This window comes from Phormidesmis sp. 146-33, from assembly GCF_052939515.1.
In genome coordinates this window covers 15,602-31,812 of the sequence record NZ_JBJPHU010000036.1, presented here as the reverse complement: position 1 = coordinate 31,812, position 16,211 = coordinate 15,602, and the positions used below count along the sequence as shown (strand labels likewise).

The following is a 16,211-nucleotide window of genomic DNA, read 5'->3' as shown; positions in this document are numbered from 1 at the left end:
GGGGCTGTGCCAAAAATGCTACTTCAAGACTGAGTTGGTTAAGTTTTTCAGCGCAACAAATCTTTATTTCCTCTCATCACTGTATCAGTGTTTGCAGCCTTTTTGGGTAGGATGGCCAAAATCTTGAGTAAAAAGCTTGCATTCTGGTGTGACCAGGGAGAGTTGTTTCGCAGTGTTGGTACTTACAAGCGGGTGTGATCGTACTTAGATTGATTCTCTTGATGCTCGATCGGGCATTCATTCTATAAAACCTTAAACGCTCTTGTTGTCCCTCTTTAAGGATTTTGTATGTCGCTTTTTTCACCCTTTGGACAATTGACCCTGCCCTCACTGAATTGGATTCCGTTACTTCCTCCGCTCAATACGGCGATTGTTCCGGCAAATAGCACAATTTCTTCTTGGAATGGCCCTTACAGTAGTGGTCAAGTCGTGGTCAATCCAGACGGCAGCACCACCAGCACCTGGAGCGGCCCTTACAGCAGCGGTCATGTCGTCGTCAATGCGGATGGAACGGTTAGAACGAATGACAGCACCAGCAGTTGGAGCGGCCCTTATAGTAGGGGTCAGGTCGTCGTCAATCCCGATGGCACGACTAGCACGACTAGCACCTGGAGCGGCCCTTATAGTAGGGGTCAAGTCGTCGTCGATGCGGATGGCGCGGTGACAACGAGTGGGGGCACCAGCAGTTGGAGTGGCCCTTATAGTAGGGGTCAGGTCGTCGTCAATCCCGATGGCACGACTAGCACGACTAGCACCTGGAGCGGCCCTTATAGTGGTGGTCAAGTCATTGTCGATTCGGATGGGGTTAGCGATGACAGCACCTGGAGCCGTCCTTATCGCGATGGTTTAGTGAAGGTTGATTTGGGCAAAGGCACCTCAACTGTTTGGAATTCAGCAGACAGCAGTGGCAGAGTGATTGTCAATCCTGCGGGTGGCACCGTCAGCACCTGGAATGGCCCCTACAGTAGCGGTCAGGTTGTGGTCGATCGGGGAGGCGATACCGTCGTTTCCTGGAATGATGGTCAGGAAGTTGTGGTCAGCCCAGAAAGCGGCACCCTGGTTAAAGATCGGGGCAGAGCAACCTCAGTTTTAGTTGGCTCGACGATCGATCTAGGGCCAGGTCGGGTCACAGTAGGAACCGATGGCAGCACCACAATCACTTGGGAAGGCAGAGAAATCGTCGTCCAGCCCAGCTTCACCAAAGTGAACTATGGAAGTGGCATCGTTGTAGACATTCAAAGCGAAAAGACCCGCGTCGATTATGGGTTTAGCAGCACGATCGTTGGTCTTGATAGGGGCGCGATCGTCAGCTCCGATGAAACCGCCACCGTAATTTCTTTGATCAACAAGCTGTTTCCAGTTCAATAGAGTTCTTGAGTGAGGAGTGAGGTGTCAACAATCAAGAGCAAGTTGCTCAACCATCCCTGAACTCAAACCTCATTTTTTCCTCCTCCTTGCCAAGCCAAGTTCTCCCTCCTCCCTCCTTCCTCCCCTTGAGGCCCCTACAATGGTACAAAAAAAAGTCGAACAGTATGTTGAACCAATTAGTCCATTTACCCAGCCCAAACGATCGTGGATCTTTAACCTTGCTGTTGCGGTGATGCTGGCGGTGGGGGCGAGCGGTGGGTATCTGCTCATTCAGAAGCGATCGGTTACACAAACTCCTGCACCTGTGGTTAAAGCCAGTGCCAAACCTGCGATAAGGGCCGTTGCTGCGTTAGGACGCTTGCAGCCAAAGGGTGAAATTACTCGCTTGTCTGCATTCAACTCATTGGAGGGGGCGCGCATTGATCAACTGTTTGTCAAAGAAGGTGATTCCGTTCGGGTAGGTCAGATTGTCGCAACCTTGACAACTCGCTTAAGCCGTGAGGCATCGTTGGTTAAGGCTCAAAAACAAGTTCAGATTGCTCAGGCTCAGTTAGCTAGGGTCAAAGCTGGGGCCAGAACCGATGATATTAATGCTCAAAAAGCAGCGATCGATCGACTGCAAGCAGAAGTTAACAATGCTCAACTAGAGTATCAACGCAATCAGACTTTGTTTACAGAAGGAGCGATTTCTGCTTCGGTGCGAGATAGCAAACAGTTGGCAGTAGAAACCCTTCAGGCACAACTCAATCAGGCAAAAGCAAACCTGGGCAGTGTCGTAGAAGTGCGTCCAGTGGATGTAAATGTGGCAGAGGCGGAAGTGGCTAATGCGATCGCGGCGGTCAAAGCGGCCGAAACGGATTTAGAGTTAACCAATATTCGATCGCCTATCTATGGACAAGTACTAAAAATTCACGCACGATCGGGAGAAATTGTGGGCGCAGAGGGGATTGCTGAAATCGCTGACAATGACACGATGTACGCAGTGACAGAAGTGTATGAAACAGATATTAAAAAGATCAAAATTGGTCAACAAGCGACGATTACTAGTGATGCGATCTCAGGAGAACTTAAGGGTACGGTTGCTGAAATTGGGCTACGAGTTGGGTCACAGGATACGTTTAGCATCAATCCACTTGCCAAAACAAATCGTAGAGTGATTGAGGTCAAAGTTGAGTTAACGCCAGAGGATAGTCAGCGAGTTTCAGGACTAACTAATTTGCAGGTTCAGGTAATTTTCAAGAAATAGTTTGAGAGGAAAAAATAACCATGCTGTCTATTCCGATCGCTTGGCTACAACTCACAAGACAAAGAGTTCGATTTTTGGTCACGTTGGCGGGGGTTGCGTTTGTGGCAATTCTATTGTTCATGCAGCTTGGCTTTCAGGATGCGCTATATGAGAGTGCGGTTAAAGTACATCGTAGTCTGCGAGGCGATATCTTTTTAATTAGTCCTCAATATGCGTCACTTACCTCTCAACAAAGCTTCCCTAGAGAACGATTATATCAAGCATTAGCGTTAGATGAAGTAGAGTCTGTGAATTCACTCTACCTGCAATTTGGCAAGCTCAAAAATATTAAAACGGGTGAAAAAAATTCGCTATTTGTGTTTGGAGTTGATCCCGCTAATCCTATTTTTACAATTCCCGAAATCAACGAGCAATTAGATCAACTTAAAATCTCTGATCGTGCTCTTTTTGATCGAGCTTCTCGTCCTGAGTTTGGCCCGATCGCTGAAACGTTTAACCAAAATAAATCAGTGGATATTGAGATTTCACCGTTCAACGAATTGACTTTTTCTAAAGCCTTAGAAGTTCGAGGTTTGTTTACGTTGGGGCCGTCTTTTGGCGTAGATGGCAACTTGATTGTCCCTTATTTAACCTTTGGGGAAATGTTTTTAGAACGAACACCCGAAGAAATTGATGTGGGAGTAGTTACCTTAAAAGCAGGTCAGGATAAGTACCGTGTTTTGAAAAAATTGAAGGCGAGGTTACCTAATGATGTAAGAATTTTTGACCTGAATGGATATAGTCAACTAGAAAAGAAATACTGGGCAGAACGAACCCCGATCGGCTTCACGTTTACCTTGATGGTGACAATGGGATTCATTGTAGGAGTCGTGATTGTCTATCAGATTCTCTATAGCAATATTGCTAATCATCTAGTTGAGTTTGCAACCATTAAAGCGATCGGTTATAGCAATCACTATTTATTCATGGCAGTTTTTCAGCAGGCTTTTATTCTAGCGACATTAGGATTTATTCCAGGCTTTGCCATTTCTTTGCAACTCTATGATCTAGCAAAAAATGCAACTCATCTTCCTGTGATCATGACACCCAACCAGGCAATTAGTGTATTAACCTCGATTTTTACCATGTGCCTGATTTCTGGTGCGATCGCCGTCAACAAACTACGATCGGCAGACCCCGCAGATATCTTTTAATGAACAGGTCTATTGACTATGTATTCAGACTCGATTCTTTCTATTGAAAACTTGAATCATCACTTGGGATCAAGGTCATTACGCAAGCAAGTGTTATTTGATATCAACTTAAAGATTAGACCTAGAGAAATTGTCATCCTGACAGGGCCCTCCGGTTCAGGGAAAACGACTTTGCTGACCTTAATTGGTGGACTGCGATCGATACAGTCAGGCAGCCTCAATTTTTTAGGATTAGAACTACGCGGAGCTAGTCAATCTCAGTTAGTGCAAGTTCGTCAACATATTGGTTATATCTTTCAAGCACACAATCTGCTGAGTTTTTTAACTGCTCGACAAAATGTTCAGATGGCTGCTGAAACTCGCCGCGACTTTTCAAAACGGGAAGCAAGATCGCGATCGGAAGCCATGCTGCAAGCTGTCAAACTAGGCGATCAGTTGAATAAATACCCTCAGACTCTTTCGGGTGGACAAAAACAACGAGTTGCGATCGCCCGCGCCTTAGTCAACCATCCCAAATTGATTTTAGCTGACGAACCAACCGCCGCCCTCGATAGTAAAACCGGACGCGATGTTGTAGATCTCATGTATCGGCTAACTCGTGAGCAGGGTTGCGCTTTGTTAATGGTGACGCACGACAATCGAATATTAGACATTGCCGATCGCATTATTCACTTGGAAGATGGTCAGTTAATGACCAAAGCATTGACTTAGATTTAATAAAACCGACCCTTGCGTAGGGTGTGTTGAGCCACGCGAAACGCACTAATTGCAACCATTGGCGGTGCGTTTCTCTATCGCTCAACATACCCTACAAAATTCGGTATTATTCAATTCTCATTCCTTAGACGGATAGGGTGATCGATCGCCCAAAATATGATTTGCAATCTACTGAGACTTTTTACCTGACCCGTCTCCTGCTTTTGCCTCCAAGCGACAACGCGACGACTCCTTGAAGCGTAAGTTCACTGCCCTCTCTTGCATTCCACCTTCTTAGTTTTGTCAGTCGGGCAGCCCTCATCCCTTCAACTTCTGAATCGCTTTCTCAACTCGCTGCTGTGCTGTCACGTTGCCCTGCGTTTGATAGAGTTCAGCCGCTCTTTGAAGATCCTCCAGGGCGGATGGTTGGTCTTTGAGGGCGGCGTGGGCCAGTCCGCGATCTTCATAGAGAGAAGGGTTTTCGGCATCCAGTTCTAAGGCAAGATTGCAGTCTTCTAGCGCTTTTTTGTGGCCTAAGTTGGCTCGAACATAACAGCGACTCGCCAGATTATCCTGTGATTCAGAATCAAGGACGATCGCTTTCTCACAGTCGGGCAACGCTCCCTTAAAGTCACCCAATCCACGGGCGCGGGCATAACAGCGAGTGTTGTAAGCCAAGCTATTTTCAGGGTCGAGACGGATCGCTTGATCGGCATCGGCGATCGCGCCCTTAAAGTCTTCCAAAAATCCGCGCACTCCGGCTCGTGAAACATAAAATTCGGACTCGTCACGCTGGAGTTGGATTGCTTGATTCCAGTCTGCAAGGGACTTCTGATAATCAAAGAGAGACGAATAAGCGTTGGCTCGTCCCTGGTAGATTTCGGCAGTTTTGGCATCGAGGCGAATGGCTTGCGAATAGTCTTCAACGGCTCCCTGACCATCGGCAGATCGTAACCGGGCACTGGCACGATCGCGATAAGCCTGGGCATTTTGAGGCTCAAGGTTGAGAACACGGGTGAGATTAGCGATCGCGCCTCCAAAATCATTTTCGGCGAGTTTCTTTTGTCCCGATTCCAGCAGTTCACTGGCGCTGATCGAAGTTGTGCGCGTCGTTGCCAAAGCCAAAAAGCCATCTGATTGAATCTTGTTTGACCGAATAAAACTTGCGCCACTCACACTCCGAATGCTGCCCAATGTTGCTTTGAGTTCGTCGATGAAGGGAACGCTGCCTGTCTTCTGGCGACCCATAAATACAGGCAAAATTGCATTGTTCACCAGCGACATCACTGCGCCTCCGTTGACGTAGAAATAGCCCAGATTGTCATCCGAGAAGGGAGCGATCGCCGCCTTAAAGTTGGAGGACTGAGGTAAAGTTCTCGCAGGTTTGGGACTGAATTCTGTGACGGCTCCGCCACCCATCAATAGCAAAATTGTGTCTTCGTCAACCCAACTGTGCGACAAAAAGCTGGTCGGTTTGCCCATGAGCGGGCCCTCCCAAACGGTGACGGGTTGCCCCTGAAGTTTGCGAGTGTTGACAATATCTTTGCCGATGCGCGTTCTGGCGATCTGATCGAGCTTTTTGAAAGCCGCCTCAGCCGCAGGACGATCGCTCGTTTGCACCATCACGCCAAACCCCAGATCCACGTTAGGAAACACTGCTGGAATAAAGCCCTGACGAGTCGGATAGAGAAACGTCACATACTCACCCGTCATCCAGGGAAAAACGTCGCGATCGTCCAGTCCCAAATTCTTCTGACTCAACTGCCGAAACTGCTCTAAGCCTTTCTTTAACGAAGGTTCGGCTTCTAGTCCCGTTGTCAAAACCTGCCAAAACAGCGCGACATTTTTGCTGTTGGCAACGACATAATTGACCTCTGGCAATCGTCCGAGAATCTGGTTGGGAGTTGCGATCGCGTCGATCGTCGCCTGGGGCACAGGTTCCTTAAAGTGAACGCCGACCTCCATGTGCATTCCGTCTGACTCTGCCCAAAGGTAGCCGTCTACCGTATCGTAATATTTTGCCAACATGTCGATTTGATTGGGATCAATTTTGGGCATGGGGAACCCCGGCGGCAAATTTTTGAACTGCTCTTGATTAAATTGTGTAGAAGCGGCAAAAAGCTTCATGTAGTCGCCGTATCCCGTCATCAGCGCCTTTTGAAACTGAGGTTTTTGAGCCGTCCGTTGAAAGGCAGGATTATCGGCTAGTTTGCCTTCGGTTTGGGCATCAATGAGTTGTTCGATCGCTCCCCCATTCGTCGCAGTCACCACAAAATTAGGGAGAATGGCGATCGCAAACCCTGGCGGCGTATAGGGAGCAACCTCGGTAGGAGCGGTTTTGTCTGATGACGTGGGCGGTAAAGGCGGTAAAGGTTTGGTCAAAAGAGGGGCGGTTAGCGAATTGATTGCCCGACTGAGCGGTTGATCTAATGAGCAGTCGGCTTTGAGTTTTGAGGTTTGGGCTTTGAGAGGTTTGGTCTTTTGGGGCGCAAAGGTTACGGTTTCTCCGTCTGCTGGAGCAGGTTCGCAGGGGGCGACTTTTTCGGGTTCCCATTCCAAAATGGTGATGCCTTTGTATCGACGCTCGACCCCTTGCGGGTATCTCGAAGAGATCGCTGCTTTCTTTTTGCTGGCTTTGAGGCGTTCTAAATATCTGGGAATTTTGGTCGCGTCTTTGACTGAGGAGATGATTAGCGATTGGTTGGGCGCTTTTTGTTCATGGGCGGGCAGGAGGGCGATCGCAACTTGATCTCCTAACCACGGCTGAACGTCGGTATAAAAATTCATGCCCGTCCCTACCGGATAAAACAGTCCCGGAAACGACATATCTTTAGGAAACAAGCCAAACCGACTCAGTGCTTCCCAAGATTCTGCATTGGTGTTGAGCAAAAAAACGCCCGGTGTATTAGTCGGCAGCAGATTCGCTACAGAGGACGCTGGCAAAGCAGGAGAGGCAGCAGGCGCAGGAGTCGGCGTGGCCGTTTGAGCAAGCACTGCCCCAGGCATCAACACAAAAGCAGAAAGAGTCGGCAACAGAATTCGGCGCAAGAACATAATTCAGGTGAAGGTTGAAGGGCAAAGATGGTCGAAGCAGTCTTGAATAGATACCTGGCTTTTCCTACCAGTTACCGGAAAGTTTACCAGGAGATTTACTTAAACTTCGATGCCCAAAGATTGCCCAAACCCCGTCCACCTCAAACAACGTCAGTTCGACAAAGTTTTTTCGTTGTTTAGCCCTTCTGCCTCCAAGCTGCCAATTCTGAGGAACGGCGTTGCTGAATCAGGGGATAAATTGCCCCAAAGCGGCGGGAAACCCAAGGTTCAAAGTCCCCTTTGGGGATTTAGGGGGCGAAAAGATGGACACCTCTCACAGAGTCATCCCTCCAATCAGCAACGCCTGAGAGACTTTCAGACGGGATTTTCGGTTCAAGATTACTCGTGAAGGATTTAGAATTTCCTCCCTCCTCCCTCCTCCCTCCTCCCTCTTCCTTCCTCCCTCCTCGCGCAGCGGATTACCCCCAAAGGGGGAACAGATCATCGAAGTTCTCCCTCATCCCTCATTCTCCCGTCGCCACCAAGCCCGCACCAGCCGAATCTCGTCATAGCCATACACTTCGCCCAAATAATCGCGCAGTTGCGTTAGGGAATCATCGCCTACTTTTTCGATCGCTTTCAAAATTCGAGTCTTGCGGTCTGAGGCGACGAGTTGATCAAGTTCCACCAAATAGCCCATTTCCAGCAGTTCGGCGAGGTGAGTGGTGACGGTAGAGAGGCGAATGTTGCGCTGTTCGGCAATGTCGGCAGGCTTGATGCCTTTGTGGTGCAGTTCGAGTGTGTATAGCTGGGTGTAGCTGGCCTCGTTTGAGGGCGTTGAGGGCGTTGGAGGAGGTGGAGAAGCCGCAGGCGCAGAGAAGGTTTCAGCCTGAATCGATAAGCCGTTTTCTGATCGAAAGTCGCGAATCTCCGTCAAAAACACGTCGCCGTATTGAGAAAGCTTGCGATCGCCCACGCCAGAAATTTGCAGAAACTGTCCGCGTGTTTGAGGTTGTTGCTGGGCCATCAGTCGCAAACTGGCATTGGAAAACACCACATAAGGCGGAACGGATTGTTCATCAGCGATTCGCTTGCGGAGTTTTTGCAGGCGATCGTAGAGTTCTTCGGCTTCAGCAGTATTGACGGGCGCGATCGGCGTAACGGTGACTCTCGGCTTAATCTGACTAACCGCAATCATTACGGTTCTTTGTTTTCGCAGCACTTGCCAACTCAGGTCGTTGAGCTTGAGAACGGAATAGCCGTCGGTGGCTTCGTCGATCAGCCCCTGGTGAATCAGCGATCGCCCCAGCATTTTCCAGTCTTCGGCGGTGCGATCTTTGCCGATGCCATAGGTTGAAAGATGGTCGTGTCCGTTGCTGAGAATGCGCTTTTCTTTGGAGCCGCGCAGCACGTCGATCGTGTACATTAACCCAAAGTGCTGATTTTTTTGAGCAAAGCGAGCAATGCAGGAGAGAAACTTTTGGGCTTCGATCGTCCAGTCCTCGATCGGTTTGGGAAATCGACAGTTGTCACAGTTGCCACAGTTGCCGGGAAAAGTTTCGCCAAAATACGAGAGTTGAATCGTGCGGCGGCATTCGGTCGCTTCGGCGTAGTTGATGACTCGACGCATTTGTTGGGTAGCGATGCGCTGTTCATCTTCGAGCGGCATTCCCGTATTTGGATCGACTTTTTGACTGATTAAGAACTCGATCGTTTTGATGTCACCCGTCCCGAAGTAAAGCGTACAGTGCGACGGTTCATTATCTCGTCCTGCTCGGCCTGACTCCTGGTAATACCCTTCAATGTTGCGCGGTAGATCATAGTGAATCACAAATCTAACGTCTGGCTTGTTGATTCCCATTCCAAACGCCACGGTCGCCACCATCACTCTCACGTCATCTCGAATGAAGCGAGTTTGGTTATCAGTCCGAGTCTGATTGTCTAGTCCAGCGTGGTAAGGCAGTGCAGAAATTTTGTCTCTTCTCAGCTTCTCAGCAATTTCTTCGACTCGTTTGCGACTGAGACAATAAATGATTCCAGAACCGGGCGTTTGGCGAATCTGTTGAACGAGTTCTGCATAGCAATTTTTGGTTTTGGGACGAACATCGTAGTATAAGTTGGGACGATTGAAACTGGCGACATGAACAATCGGCGATCGCAGTTCCAATTGTTTAACAATGTCGTCTCTGACCCGTGGCGTGGCGGTTGCAGTCAGAGCCAAAATCGGAACGTCAGGATAGCGCTGCCGCAAATAATTTAACTGCCGATATTCAGGTCGAAAGTCATGCCCCCACTCAGAAACACAGTGAGCTTCATCGATCGCAAAGGCAGAAATTCCCACGCGATCGCGCATGTGTGGCAAGACGGAATTTAAATAATCTTCACTCAGTAACCGTTCTGGTGCAACGTAGAGGATTTTGATCTGACCATTGAGAACGGCCCGACCGCGCGATCGCAGTTCTTCTGGATTCAGACTGCTGTTGAGAAACGTGGCAGCAATGCCATTATCGCGCAGCAGTTCTACCTGGTCTTGCATCAGCGCAATCAGGGGCGAGACGACGATCATCAGTCCCGGTTGCAGCAGGGCAGGCAGTTGAAAACACAGCGATTTGCCGCCGCCCGTGGGCATGATCACCAACTGGTCACGATTTTCTAAAGCCTGCTCAACAATCTGACGCTGGCCCGGCCGAAAGCTATCGTAACCAAAGTAATGTTTGAGCGCCTGCTCTAACGAAATCGAGTCAGTGGTGGCAAAGGGACTGGCTGACATTAAACTCACTGGTAATGCGCGATCGTCATGATTCCCGACAGGTTACCAGATGACCCCAGAAGGAGCCAACAGGTAGAGGAATTATCGTATCAGTTTCTTGGTTTTTCGGGGGCGATCGTAATACTTTTGATCTAGATTGGGTGGGGCTGAGTTGATTGGCTCTGCTAAGGCGTGCGACTTTCAGGGGATTTGAGAATTTTTAAGTATAATTCCAGCACTGCTACTTTGGAACGAAATTTCTCAGTACGTAAAAGAATATCGCCCTCACCTCTCTCAAACTCTTCAGCAACTTAATCGAGTTGACTTGGACAAACTTAAGACTCGCGAAATCATTCTTAGAGGATGTTTTAAAAAGGCAGCTTGAGCCTCAACTGCAACTGATGCAACTGAGAACAAGTCTTTTGTAAAAGTTGGGATTTTTGTTTGCCCAGGGACTCAAAACAGCGTGCGAAAATATGAAAGCTGTGTCAGGTGGGTCATGTGATCAGTCAAGGAAACAATGAAGCAACTCCCAAGCGAGTGAAATGGAAGCCTGATATTGGCTATTTGCCCACGCCTTCCGAGGTCGTCGAAGCGATGTTGACTTTGGCGGAGGTAACTTCAGACGATATTCTCTATGACTTGGGCAGTGGAGACGGTCGAATTTTGATCACAGCGGCTCAAAGATTTGGCACTCAAGGAGTAGGCATTGACATCGATCCTAAGCGCGTTCGTCAGGGATTTGAAAATGCCCAACGATCGGGTGTTGGCGATCGCGTCACTTTTCTTCAACAAGATCTATTTGAAAGTGATTTTAGTGAGGCGACGATCGTCATTCTATATTTACTGCCGCATCTAAATCTAAAACTTCGTCCTACCTTACTGGCTCAACTTTCTCCCGGTACGCGCATTCTCTCACACGACTTTGATATGGGAGACTGGCAGCCAGATCGTGTGGTTGAAGTGCAATCAGAAGATCCGGCAATCTTATATCTGTGGAGAATTTAGACGAGAACAGATTGAATCAAAGCTTCGGTGCTGGTTTCATATTCTCGATCGCTAATCTGAGTGTTTTCTCGCCATTCTTCAACGACTTCCAACAGCGCCCGCACTGCAATTTCTCGCTGAATTAAATCAGTGATGGTATCCCAGGCCAGAGTCGCAGTTGGGAAAAATCCCATTTCAATTTTGTAGCCTGCCCAGTGCCACCAGATGGCCACCCAGCCTGCACTTTGTTGAGCAAGTTCGATCGGTTGTCCGAGATGGTTCATCATAAGAGTTGCTGATAAGTAGAGGGTTAAGTTGGTCTTTTTCTCGATAGCATCAGAATAGGTGAAAGCCCTCGATCGCACCTCTACAAAAAGAGAAGTTTGGGGATGTCAATGTCTCACTCTCTGGGTGCAGACTAATGAGGTTCTCTCACAACTCCAGTTCCTCTCTGTCAAAGATTAGGAAGCAAATCACTTCAGTCGATCGCAAATTAAGATTATTTTGTTGATTGCCAAGTTTCGACTCCAGAGGCTGGCGAGTTTGTATATCATCACCAAAATTTTTTCTAACATCCTCTAAACTAAAGGTTGCTGCTCACCCATTCATCATGACGAGTGCATCCCATCAGCCTAAAAAAGATGATGCTGTATTAGGAGGTCAAGCGATCGCTAGCGCGCCGCTTGGCAGCCTGGTTTTGGGCGGATTTGCAGGCATTGAGCGCAGATTGACAAGTCCCCATGTAGACCAGAGAATCGCGGCTCTGTGGGAGTTGCAAAAGTGGAGCTTACAAAAACCAGATCAGATTAGCTTGAAGTTGCTAATTGGGGCGCTTGAGGATTCGTCAGTACGAGTGCAAAAAGTGGCGTATTGGCTGCTGCGATCGCGCTCAGATTATCAGGCAACAGAAGCTTTGCAGCACTACAGTTTTTATCGTCTATTTGAATGCCTTCACATTTTGACAGGGCATCAGGCAGGAGTGACGGCGATCGCACTTTCGACTCGTCATTTTCGGTATCGCGATGATCAAGAGATATTAGTCACTGCCAGTCGAGATGGCGTGATCAAGGGATGGGATTTGCATACGCGAGAGGAGTTGTTTACGCTAAATGCGGGTACGACTGTATATGCACTTTTGCTAGATGCAGATCAAGATATACTAATTGCTAAATGCAAAAATCAATTGATCAAAGCCTGGAGTTTAAAAACAGAACAAAAGATAAAGCCGCCCGAAAAACAAATTAAAGGTATTACTTCGGTTACGGTAGATGGCAAACATTTAATCAGTAGTAGTCAACGCAACATCAAAATTTGGGATTTACAACAAGGGCGAGAAGTCTGTCTTTTGCAAGGACATTCCAGTCTTGTAACAGCAGTGGCGGTGAGTGAAGATCAATCTCTCGGAGCCAACCATAAAGGATCGCTTCTGATCAGTGGCAGCGAAGATAAAACGATTAGAATCTGGGGCATTGAGTTTTGAGTAAGTTTCTTTTGTTCTTCTTGAATTAAAACGTTCTAAAGAGTAAACAATAAAGATATCCCAATTCGTACAAGCCCTGCCGTTTGCCTGTATTGACGACGGAAGGCGAAACACGACGCTCATCGGTAAGGCTTGCTCACTAGAGCGATTGGTCGATTTCTTTACCCCACTCAAATCTCTCCATCCGTCAAGGGGGTTGAGCAATTACCACAGGGGAATGGTATCAGATCGACCCTGAATAAATGGGTCAAGCAACGAAGCGAAAAAATCTGTCAAACCTGACATCAAATTAATTCCAAAGCAGAAGCCAACTGCTGAATCTGATCAGACGTGTGGGTTGCCATAAGGGTGATCCGAATGCGGCTAGTGGGCACCGTTGGCGGACGGATCGCTGGGGCAAAAATTCCACAATCTTTCAGGGTTTGGGCGGCTTTTAGCGCAGTTTTGACATCGGGCAACTGTATGCAGAGAATTTGAGAATTGGATGGCAAAAGTTTTAGATGCGGTTGATCAGAGATTAATTTTTTGAGTAACGCTACGTTGTTCCAGAGTTGTTTTCTGCGTTGTGGCTCCTGTTGCACCAGTTCGATCGCGCTTATCGCCGCCGCCGTATCCGCGGGTGATAACCCAGTGGTATAAATCCAGCTTGGCGCACGATTGCGAAGAAAGTCAATTAGCGTTGCCGATCCTGTAATATATCCGCCTAGACTTCCGATCGCTTTACTGAGCGTTCCCATTTGGATCAGCGATCGTCCTCGACAGTCCAATTGTTCGACACAGCCCGCCCCTGATGAACCCATCACCCCCGTCGCGTGCGCCTCATCGACTAACACCATACAATCAAACTCGTCTGCCAAATTCAACAGTTCGGGCAACGGACAAATATCACCATCCATACTAAAAATAGTATCCGTGAGAATCAAACAACGTTGAAATTGAGAACGCTGCCGCTCTAAGTGATGTCTTAAATTCTGCATGTCAACGTGATCAAAATCGAGAATCGTGGCACCACTGACGATCGCGCCATTTCTCAAGCTCGAATGATTGTATTGGTCTGACAAAATTAAATCTCGTTTGCCTGTCAGAGCGGCGATCGCGCCCAAGTTTGCCAGATATCCAGAACTAAACACCAGCGCATCTTCGGTTTGTTTGAGATTAGCGATCGCGTGTTCGAGTTGACGATGTAAGGTTCGATGTCCCGTCACCAGTCGAGAACCTGTGCTGCCTGTGCCCCATTCTTTTGTCGCGTCAATCGCAGCTTGAATCAGGCGATCGTCTCCTGCCAATCCTAAATAATCATTGCTGGCAAAGTTGAGATACGATCGCCCCTCAATCTCGATCACCGCCCCCGGAAGACTGTCGATCGCTTGCGTTGATCGATGCCAGCCTGCTCGATGAATGGTTGCCAAAGACTGCTCAATCCAGGCATAGGGATCAGTCATGCTGCGGGCGGTTTTTCAGGCTCAATTTCTTCACTTTTGCCGCGCACGGGGGGCAGTCGATCGACCAGTCCCATATCAAACGCGACATCGGGCAGCTCGCCAGCAATATACTTTCCGGGTTGATATAGCTTGCCGGGCGTAAAGCACATTTGCCGTAGCTGCACCTCTTCGCCAGGGAGAAACATCAGCCGAGACATTCTACGTTCGATCGCCATTTTGACCTCCAAATTAACCGCTTAAATGCTAACGCCATTCGTCTGCATGTAGCTCAACAACCAGTTTGCCATCGTCGCCCGTCGCGTTTTGCGAGGAATCAATTCATCCACTTTGTAACCTGAAAAGCCAAGTTTTTCTTTGAGAAGCTGCTTATTTTGGGGAGGAATCGATCGCGTCAATTTCACTGTTGCCGGACGACTTTCAATAAAATTGGGCGGTTCTGGATAGGCGGTTTTCCATTCGACATCGACTTGAGAAGTGTCCCATTTTTCGACATCGCGATAGCCCAAATAATGCCACACCAAACGATTAACGGTGTCGTCATCGATCGTATCATTCAAAATCGCCCAAATCGTCTCTGTATTCAATTCTGGTAATGCAGCCATAGAATATTTTTTGACTAGTTGAAGAACGAAACTTTAATAGGACGTGAATTCGATGAAATCCCTCGCTGTGGCGATCACTCCAGGCAGCCCCCTAAATCCCCCAAGTTTGGGGGACTTTGAGCAAGAAATCCTGTCCGAAAGTCCCCCAGATTTGGGGGGTTGGGGGGCAGAAGCGTTAAATACCGAAGCGAAAAAACTCTATCGAATTCACGTTAATAGGAAACAAACACGAATTTAATGAAATTCTTCCCTTCGATTACAAATTCCTCAGCCCCCTAAATCTCCCCCAAGTAGGGATTTTGAACTAAAGCTAAACCAAAATCTTTAAATCAAAACTCTTCTCCTAAAGTCCCCCAAATTGGGGGGTTGGGGGGCAGAAGCGCTCAAAAACGAAGCAAAAGACCCAATTCCAAAAAAACCAAAACGCCCACACAATAATTATTTCATCCCTCCTCCCTCCTCCCTCTTCCCTCTTCCCTCTTCCCTCCTCCCTCTCTTCATTCCACCAACAGTCTCCACCCCGACCAGTGATAGCCAAAATTAAACCGTTTGGGATACAAAATTTCTGCCAAAATCTCTAACGAATCAACGAGACGAGGGCCCGATCGATTGAAGTATTGATTACCATCGGTCACATAAACTTGATAGGTTTGGGCGGCTTTGAGCGATGACCATCCGGGACGATGCGCCAAAACTGCGGCTTCTTGTTGAGTTCGCAAAATGTCTAATCCGCAGGGCATAAAAATGATCACATCGGGATCGGCTTTCAAAAAAGTATCCCAATCCAGCCACGGAGAATGCTTGCCGACTTCGCCAAACAACGGCCGCCCTCCGGCCAATTGCACCAGCTCGGGCACCCAATTTCCCGCAGCCATCAGCGGCTCAGTCCACTCAATACAAGCCACCGTCGGACGCTCATCTTCTGGCAAATCTTGAGTCCACTGTTGGCAGGCAGCAATCCTCTGGTGAAGGGACGCGATTGCCTCATCTGCCGACACTTCCAACGCATCGGCGACCCGCTGAATATCTGCCCACACATCCGCCAAAACGTTGGGCTGGAGCGAGATAATCTGGGGATGACTCTGAGTCAGGTTGGCGACAGCCTTTTCGACATCTGCCAGACTGACTGCACAGACTTCACACTGCGCCTGAGTGAGAATATGCGTCGGTCGCACGTTCTGCAACATTTCTGTATCGATCTGATAGACACTCAGCGCCGTTTGCAAAATGTGGTTAACTCGATCGTTGATCTCTCGGCTCGTCCCAAGCGGATTAAACTTTGGCTGCGTACAGATCGGCCGATTTTGAATATCTAGCGGATGGTCACACTCATGCGATCGCCCCACCAAATAATCCTTGAGTCCCAAAAAGTTTACAATCTCAGTCGCACTTGGAATCAGAGAAACTAGTCTCAT

14 protein-coding genes are annotated in these 16,211 nt (G+C 48.3%); 7 read left to right on the top strand and 7 right to left on the bottom strand.

Features of this window, described 5'->3' with window-relative positions:
* The first annotated feature begins 288 nt into the window (after window positions 1-288).
* From ACJ2PR_RS16160 to ACJ2PR_RS16145, 4 genes are all read left to right on the top strand, one after another.
* Complete coding sequence (locus tag ACJ2PR_RS16160; RefSeq protein ID WP_446877753.1) at window positions 289-1,368, top strand: hypothetical protein; 1,080 nt, start codon at window positions 289-291, stop codon at window positions 1,366-1,368.
* Between the two features lie 139 nt (window positions 1,369-1,507).
* Complete coding sequence (locus ACJ2PR_RS16155; protein ID WP_446867744.1) at window positions 1,508-2,614, top strand: efflux RND transporter periplasmic adaptor subunit; 1,107 nt, start codon at window positions 1,508-1,510, stop codon at window positions 2,612-2,614.
* Window positions 2,615-2,634: 20 nt separating this feature from the next.
* On the top strand, window positions 2,635-3,807 hold the full coding sequence (gene devC, locus ACJ2PR_RS16150; RefSeq protein ID WP_446877752.1) for an ABC transporter permease DevC: 1,173 nt from the start codon (window positions 2,635-2,637) through the stop codon (window positions 3,805-3,807).
* A gap of 18 nt (window positions 3,808-3,825) precedes the next feature.
* Window positions 3,826-4,518 carry a DevA family ABC transporter ATP-binding protein gene (locus ACJ2PR_RS16145; protein WP_446877751.1) on the top strand — a complete coding sequence of 231 codons (693 nt, stop codon included), beginning with the start codon at window positions 3,826-3,828 and terminating at the stop codon, window positions 4,516-4,518.
* A gap of 303 nt (window positions 4,519-4,821) precedes the next feature.
* On the opposite strand, the gene ACJ2PR_RS16140 is transcribed toward ACJ2PR_RS16145, so the two are convergent.
* Both ACJ2PR_RS16140 and recQ read right to left on the bottom strand, forming a co-directional pair.
* Complete coding sequence (locus ACJ2PR_RS16140; protein WP_446877750.1) at window positions 4,822-7,557, bottom strand: DUF3352 domain-containing protein; 2,736 nt, start codon at window positions 7,555-7,557, stop codon at window positions 4,822-4,824.
* 496 nt (window positions 7,558-8,053) lie between these two features.
* Entirely contained in the window at window positions 8,054-10,306 is a 2,253-nt protein-coding gene (recQ, locus tag ACJ2PR_RS16135) for a DNA helicase RecQ (RefSeq protein ID WP_446877749.1), read from the bottom strand.
* Window positions 10,307-10,786: 480 nt separating this feature from the next.
* Between recQ and ACJ2PR_RS16130 the strand changes: the two genes are divergently transcribed.
* Window positions 10,787-11,293 (top strand): SAM-dependent methyltransferase, encoded by a 507-nt coding sequence (locus tag ACJ2PR_RS16130; RefSeq protein ID WP_446877748.1) that lies wholly within the window; start codon window positions 10,787-10,789, stop codon window positions 11,291-11,293.
* Here the strand turns inward: ACJ2PR_RS16130 and ACJ2PR_RS16125 are convergent.
* Complete coding sequence (locus ACJ2PR_RS16125) at window positions 11,290-11,559, bottom strand: hypothetical protein (RefSeq protein WP_446858914.1); 270 nt, start codon at window positions 11,557-11,559, stop codon at window positions 11,290-11,292. The two genes, ACJ2PR_RS16130 and ACJ2PR_RS16125, sit on opposite strands and share 4 nt — an antisense overlap.
* A 323-nt stretch (window positions 11,560-11,882) precedes the next feature.
* Between ACJ2PR_RS16125 and ACJ2PR_RS16120 the strand changes: the two genes are divergently transcribed.
* Window positions 11,883-12,752 (top strand): hypothetical protein, encoded by an 870-nt coding sequence (locus tag ACJ2PR_RS16120; RefSeq protein ID WP_446877747.1) that lies wholly within the window; start codon window positions 11,883-11,885, stop codon window positions 12,750-12,752.
* Between the two features lie 284 nt (window positions 12,753-13,036).
* On the opposite strand, the gene bioF is transcribed toward ACJ2PR_RS16120, so the two are convergent.
* Genes bioF through ACJ2PR_RS16105 form a run of 3 tightly spaced genes read right to left on the bottom strand, consistent with a single transcriptional unit; the run spans window position 13,037 to window position 14,796 of the window.
* The gene (bioF, locus tag ACJ2PR_RS16115; protein ID WP_446877746.1) at window positions 13,037-14,194 is read right to left on the bottom strand and encodes an 8-amino-7-oxononanoate synthase; all 1,158 of its coding nucleotides are present in this window, start codon (window positions 14,192-14,194) and stop codon (window positions 13,037-13,039) included.
* A complete protein-coding gene (locus tag ACJ2PR_RS16110; RefSeq protein WP_446867736.1) occupies window positions 14,191-14,409 on the bottom strand; it encodes a hypothetical protein in 219 nt (72 codons plus the stop codon). The genes bioF and ACJ2PR_RS16110 overlap by 4 nt, the downstream gene beginning before the upstream one ends.
* Window positions 14,410-14,430: 21 nt before the next feature.
* The gene (locus tag ACJ2PR_RS16105) at window positions 14,431-14,796 is read right to left on the bottom strand and encodes a DUF1823 family protein (protein ID WP_446858919.1); all 366 of its coding nucleotides are present in this window, start codon (window positions 14,794-14,796) and stop codon (window positions 14,431-14,433) included.
* 52 nt (window positions 14,797-14,848) lie between these two features.
* On the opposite strand from ACJ2PR_RS16105, the gene ACJ2PR_RS16100 reads away from it, so the two are divergent.
* Window positions 14,849-15,034: a hypothetical protein gene (locus ACJ2PR_RS16100; protein WP_446858920.1), complete on the top strand. Its 186-nt coding sequence runs from the start codon at window positions 14,849-14,851 to the stop codon at window positions 15,032-15,034.
* 259 nt (window positions 15,035-15,293) lie between these two features.
* Here ACJ2PR_RS16100 and ACJ2PR_RS16095 read toward each other — a convergent pair whose 3' ends face one another.
* Window positions 15,294-16,211, bottom strand: a complete 918-nt coding sequence (locus ACJ2PR_RS16095; protein WP_446877745.1) for a cobalamin-binding protein — start codon at window positions 16,209-16,211, stop codon at window positions 15,294-15,296.

Excerpts from the sequence above, each read along its gene's own strand:
- recQ (WP_446877749.1), bottom strand. The coding sequence starts at position 10,306 with ATGTCAGCCAGTCCCTTTGCCACCACTGACTCGATTTCGTTAGAGCAG.
- ACJ2PR_RS16125 (WP_446858914.1), bottom strand. The coding sequence starts at position 11,559 with ATGATGAACCATCTCGGACAACCGATCGAACTTGCTCAACAAAGTGCA.
- ACJ2PR_RS16110 (WP_446867736.1), bottom strand. The coding sequence starts at position 14,409 with ATGGCGATCGAACGTAGAATGTCTCGGCTGATGTTTCTCCCTGGCGAA.
- ACJ2PR_RS16095 (WP_446877745.1), bottom strand. The coding sequence starts at position 16,211 with ATGAGACTAGTTTCTCTGATTCCAAGTGCGACTGAGATTGTAAACTTT.
- ACJ2PR_RS16155 (WP_446867744.1), top strand. The coding sequence starts at position 1,508 with ATGGTACAAAAAAAAGTCGAACAGTATGTTGAACCAATTAGTCCATTT.
- ACJ2PR_RS16140 (WP_446877750.1), bottom strand. The coding sequence starts at position 7,557 with ATGTTCTTGCGCCGAATTCTGTTGCCGACTCTTTCTGCTTTTGTGTTG.
- devC (WP_446877752.1), top strand. The coding sequence starts at position 2,635 with ATGCTGTCTATTCCGATCGCTTGGCTACAACTCACAAGACAAAGAGTT.
- ACJ2PR_RS16100 (WP_446858920.1), top strand. The coding sequence starts at position 14,849 with ATGAAATCCCTCGCTGTGGCGATCACTCCAGGCAGCCCCCTAAATCCC.
- bioF (WP_446877746.1), bottom strand. The coding sequence starts at position 14,194 with ATGACTGATCCCTATGCCTGGATTGAGCAGTCTTTGGCAACCATTCAT.
- ACJ2PR_RS16120 (WP_446877747.1), top strand. The coding sequence starts at position 11,883 with ATGACGAGTGCATCCCATCAGCCTAAAAAAGATGATGCTGTATTAGGA.
- ACJ2PR_RS16160 (WP_446877753.1), top strand. The coding sequence starts at position 289 with ATGTCGCTTTTTTCACCCTTTGGACAATTGACCCTGCCCTCACTGAAT.
- ACJ2PR_RS16105 (WP_446858919.1), bottom strand. The coding sequence starts at position 14,796 with ATGGCTGCATTACCAGAATTGAATACAGAGACGATTTGGGCGATTTTG.
- ACJ2PR_RS16145 (WP_446877751.1), top strand. The coding sequence starts at position 3,826 with ATGTATTCAGACTCGATTCTTTCTATTGAAAACTTGAATCATCACTTG.